This window comes from Sphingobium abikonense NBRC 16140 (assembly GCF_001598335.1).
GTDB lineage: Bacteria > Pseudomonadota > Alphaproteobacteria > Sphingomonadales > Sphingomonadaceae > Sphingobium > Sphingobium abikonense.
The window spans coordinates 1-4,546 of sequence record NZ_BCYT01000035.1 but is presented as its reverse complement, the minus strand read 5'-3'; the positions used below and the strand labels follow the sequence as shown (position 1 = coordinate 4,546).

Here is a 4,546-nt window from a genome sequence, read left to right as displayed (position 1 = left end):
CATGTCGAGATCGACCTCGGCGCGCGGGTCGAGCACGTCCGCACCTCGGGCGAGATCATGCCGATCGGAGCGCTGCGGCTGAAGCGCGCCTTGGTCGCCGGCGATCAACGCCTCGAATTGCTGGACTGGAAGCCCGAGGCGCTGCCGCATCTCAAGGCGGCGGGCTGCTTCACCGAGATCATCCAGCACCGCACGCGGCTGTTCGTTCCCCCGAGCCGCGCCCTCGAGATCCTCGCCAGGATCACGGACTGACCCGCGGCCGCGCCAAGCGACCGAAGAGAGGGGAGGGGGCCTTCGGCCGGGTGGGCCTGAGTGGCTCAAGCCGGCCGACGAGGTCGGCGCAACCCTCGAAGGAGACAACCGATGATCCAGTCCGTGAAGGTCAAGAACCTCTCGCTCTCGAAGGACAATGTCCGCAAATCCAATCGCGATGCCGACCTCGACAGCCTCGCCGACAATATCGCCGCGCATGGCCTGTTGCAGAATCTCGTGGTCACGCCGCTCAAGAAGGCAGGACATTTCACCGTCAAGGCGGGTGGCCGCCGCTTGCGGGCGCTCCAGCGGCTGATCGATTCAGGCCGGCTTGCCGGGGACCATGAGGTTCAGGTGCTGGTGCTCGAGGATGATGCCGGATCGGCCGAAGCGAGCCTTGCCGAGAATTTCCACCGCGTCGCGATGAACCCGGCGGATGAGTGCTCGGCTTTCAAGCACTTCCTCGACAAGGGCGCGAGTGCCGAGGATGTGGCGAAACGTTTCGGCGTCACGACCCGCTTCGTTGAGCAGCGGGTACGGCTTGCCGAACTGGCTCCTCTCGTCTTCGCGGCGCTGGCGGCGGGCGAGATCACGCTGGGGGTCGCCCAGGCTTATGCCGTCACGCCCGACGTCGATCGCCAGGCGCGCGTGTTCGAGAGCATGAGCCGGTCCTATTATGGCGACAATCCCGACAATATCCGCCGTGCGCTCCTCAACGGAACGGTCAAGGCGACCGACGCCAAGGCACGGTTCGTCGGCCGCGAGGCCTATGTCGGCGCGGGCGGCCGGATCGAGCGCGACCTGTTCGGTGAAGATGTGGACGAGAGCTGGATCGACGTGGAGCTCATCGAGCAGCTGGCCGCCCAGAAGCTTGAAGCGGCCGCGGAAGCGCTCGCTGCCGAACAGAAGCTGGCGTTCGTGACGCCGGTTCTCGCGACGCATGTGCCCTATGATATGGAGTGCCAGCTCCACGAATACCATCCGCCGCTGCGCGAATTGAGCGGGGACGAGCAGGAGCGCGTCGATAGTCTCTCGGATGAGGGCGACGCGCTCATCCGCGAACTTGAGACCGAACTCGAGGACGGCACGCCCGAGGCCGAGGCGGCTTCGGCGCGTCTCGCCGACATCGAGCGGGAACTCGATACGATCGAGGCGTCGCGCACGATGGTCGATGATGCGATCAAGGACCAGCTGGGCACCTTCATCTATCTGGCGCCCGATGGCAGTCCGCGGGTGCACAGCCGCATGTTCAGCGAGCGCGCCATCCGGCAGGCGGGCGAGGATGCAGAACCCGAAGCACCGTCCGGCAAGGTCGCGGCCTCCCGGCTCAGCGCGACGCTGGTTGACGAACTCGCGACCCAGCGCCGGCAGATCCTGGCAGCCCATGTCGCCTCGGATGCCGGGTTCGCGCTCGATCTCACGATATTCCTGATGGCGCACCGGACGGTGTTCGCCAGCAGCTATGTCCGGGACCACGCGACGTTGCAGGCCGCCGCCGCGAGCTTCCCGATCGTCAGCTTCCGCGATGAAGGTAGCGCGGCGAGCAATGTCCTGACCGAACAGCGCCAGGCGCTCGATGTGAGCTGGGCAGGCGGGAACACGCTGTCGTCCCGCTTCGATGCCTTCCGGCAACTGGATGAACAGGCGCGCGCCGATTGGCTCGCCCATGTCATGGCGCAGACGCTGGAGCCGACACTCAACGTCGACGATGGCGGGCGCCGCAACGGCTTCCACGATCATCTCGGACGGCTGCTCGACATTGATGTCGCGCAATGGTGGCGGCCCGATGCCCAGAACTTTTTCGGGCGGGTGAAGAAGGACGTCATGCTCGAAGCGCTCGACGAGATCGGCGGGCCGGTGCTGCGCGGCCGATACAAGGACGCCAAGAAGGGTGACCTTGCCAATGCCTGCGCTGCGCTCTGTTCGGGGCAGGGCATCGTCGAGGCCGAAGTCCGGGAAAAGGCGCTCTCCTGGCTGCCCGACGAGATGCGGTTCGACGCGATCGAAAAGCCCGAAAGCTTCCGGAGCTATTCCGCTTTCCTCAGCGATGAAGACGACAGCGACGGCGGGGCAGGGGAGATCGCCCCCGATGGCGATGCTGGCGACTTCGAACAGGCCGCCTGAGGCGAACGCCTAACGGCGGGCGGCGCTTTCGTGTCGCCCGCCGCCCTTCATCGGCGGCGCTGAGACAGCCGCTCTTTCGCGGAGTATCCACCATGACCCAATCATCGGGCCGGCCCTCGCCGGCCGAGACCATCACGCGCGCCATCATCGACCGGCTCGAGGCCGGTGTGCGTCCCTGGGTACGGCCCTGGCGATCATGCGCCGCGCAAGGGCGCCCGCTGCGCGCCAATGGCGAGCCCTATCGCGGCATGAACACCTTTTGGCTATGGCTGGCCGCCGAGCAGTGCGGCTATCGGTCTCGCTACTGGATGACCTATCGGCAAGCACAAAGCCTCGGCGGGCAGGTCCGTGCCGGTGAGCAGTCGCAATTTGCGATCTTCTACAAAGCCTATTCGAAGAAGGTCGATTCATACGAACGTCCGGGTGAGCTCGTCGATGAGCAGCGCCGGGTCATGCGGTCCTATGCGGTCTTCAATGCCGATCAGATCGATACACTGCCGGGCGATTTCTATCCCGAAGCCCTCTCCCTCGTCCCGCCGGGCGACCGGCTCGGTCCGCGGGCGGAGCGCTTCGTCGATCGGCTGCCCGCGCGGCTGCGATGCGGCGGCGATCGTGCTTATTATGATCTGCGCGCGGACGTCATCACCATGCCGCCGGTCGAGCAATTCGACACGCGCGCCGCCTGGGCAGCCACCATTGCGCATGAGGCCGGCCACTGGACAGGCCATCCAGCCCGGCTTGCCCGATCGTTCGGGAAGCGCTTCGGCGATCAGGCATATGCGTTCGAGGAGTTGGTCGCCTTATCTGGACAGTCTGCGCCGTCCGCAACATTGCAGTAAGGTCGGCGATGGACGCCCACGGTAGGCAGTAATCAGGCTGGCCGTAGCGCTGACCCAAGAGCTGGCGGAGGCCAGCCTGATAGCTGCCGGGCCATAGCGCGCATCGGTGTGAAGGTCAGCTTCCGGGTGGGGGGTCCGGGGGGAGGGCTTCGCGCCGGTGTCGATCATTACTGTTTGCGAGCGTCGCGAGGCCAGGGGCCTCGATGCGCATGTGCCGCTGATCCAGCGCGACGACGCGCTCTACGATCCCGATCTGGATCGCTTCTTTCTCGACCTGCCGCTGTCGGGCGTCCGCTCGCGGCACTCGCTTCGCGCCTACGCCTATGATGTCGTAGTCTGGCTTCGTTTTCTCGATGCCTGCGGCAAGACCGTGTGGGCTGCGACCCGCGACGATGTCGACGCCTATCATCGTGAGCGACGCCGCGACGATGCCGATCACCGGATAACGGCGGCAAGCTGGAACCGCGCCGTCGCCAGCCTCGATCGCCTTTACCGTTGGGGCGAGCAGCAAGGGTTGATCGCCGACGCGCCGTTCAGCCGCCGCGCCGTGTGGCGACCGGCGCAAGGTGGCCGTCGCGGCATGATCGCGGCGCGCAACGATGCCTATGAACGTGTCGCCAGGCGATCGGATGTCCGGTTCGTCACGATGGACGACTACCGCATTTTCCGCGAGGTCGGCCTGCGCGGGCTCACCCCTGACGGCACGGAGCGCCCCGGCGCTCGCGACCGTAATGGGCTGCGCAACGCGCTGTTCGCGGATCTTCTCGTCACCACCGGCCTGCGCCTCGAAGAGGCGTCGGGCTTGCTCACCGTCGAGCTCGCGGCGATCGACCGCGAGGACGGTGACGTCCAACAACTTTGGTTGCCCCTTCCGCCGCCGCTCACCAAGGGCGACCGCGGACGCAGCGTTCTGGTCCCACGCCGGCTGCTTCGTCAGATCGCCGCCTATGTCGCGGTCGAGCGCGCCGCGGGCGTGGCCAAGTTCGCCGCGCGCGACGGTGCGGCCAGCTTCGACCGACCGATCCCTGTCACCCGCGCCGGTCTCGACCGCATGCGCGATATCTGCACCCCGGAGGAACGATGCCGCCTGATCCTGTGCGACGAGGATGGAACGCCCCGCGAGCCGGCGGCGCTATGGCTGACCGAGGTCGGCCAGCCTGTCCGCCCCAACTCGTGGGAGGTGATCTTCACCCGCGCCTGCAAGCGGTGCGCACAGAACGGCTTCCCGCTGTCGATCAGCCCGCACCAGCTTCGCCACGCCTTCGCAGTCCATATGCTCGCCTTGCTGATCCAGCAGCGGCTGCGCGAAGCGGCATTGCCGGTGGGGCCGG

At 66.7% G+C, this 4,546-nt stretch carries 3 protein-coding genes and 1 pseudogene; all 4 read left to right on the top strand.

Features of this window, described 5'->3' with window-relative positions:
• A pseudogene (locus tag SAB01S_RS17845) lies at positions 1 to 252 on the top strand (strawberry notch C-terminal domain-containing protein); the annotation flags it as partial.
• 111 nt (positions 253 to 363) lie between these two features.
• Complete coding sequence (locus SAB01S_RS17840) at positions 364 to 2,376, top strand: ParB/RepB/Spo0J family partition protein (RefSeq protein WP_021224602.1); 2,013 nt, start codon at positions 364 to 366, stop codon at positions 2,374 to 2,376.
• A 92-nt stretch (positions 2,377 to 2,468) separates the two neighbouring features.
• Complete coding sequence (locus SAB01S_RS17835) at positions 2,469 to 3,215, top strand: ArdC family protein (RefSeq protein ID WP_016744725.1); 747 nt, start codon at positions 2,469 to 2,471, stop codon at positions 3,213 to 3,215.
• Positions 3,216 to 3,372: 157 nt separating this feature from the next.
• Positions 3,373 to 4,546, top strand: a 1,174-nt coding sequence (locus SAB01S_RS17830) for a tyrosine-type recombinase/integrase (RefSeq protein WP_062734671.1), incomplete at its 3' end; no start/stop codon positions are given.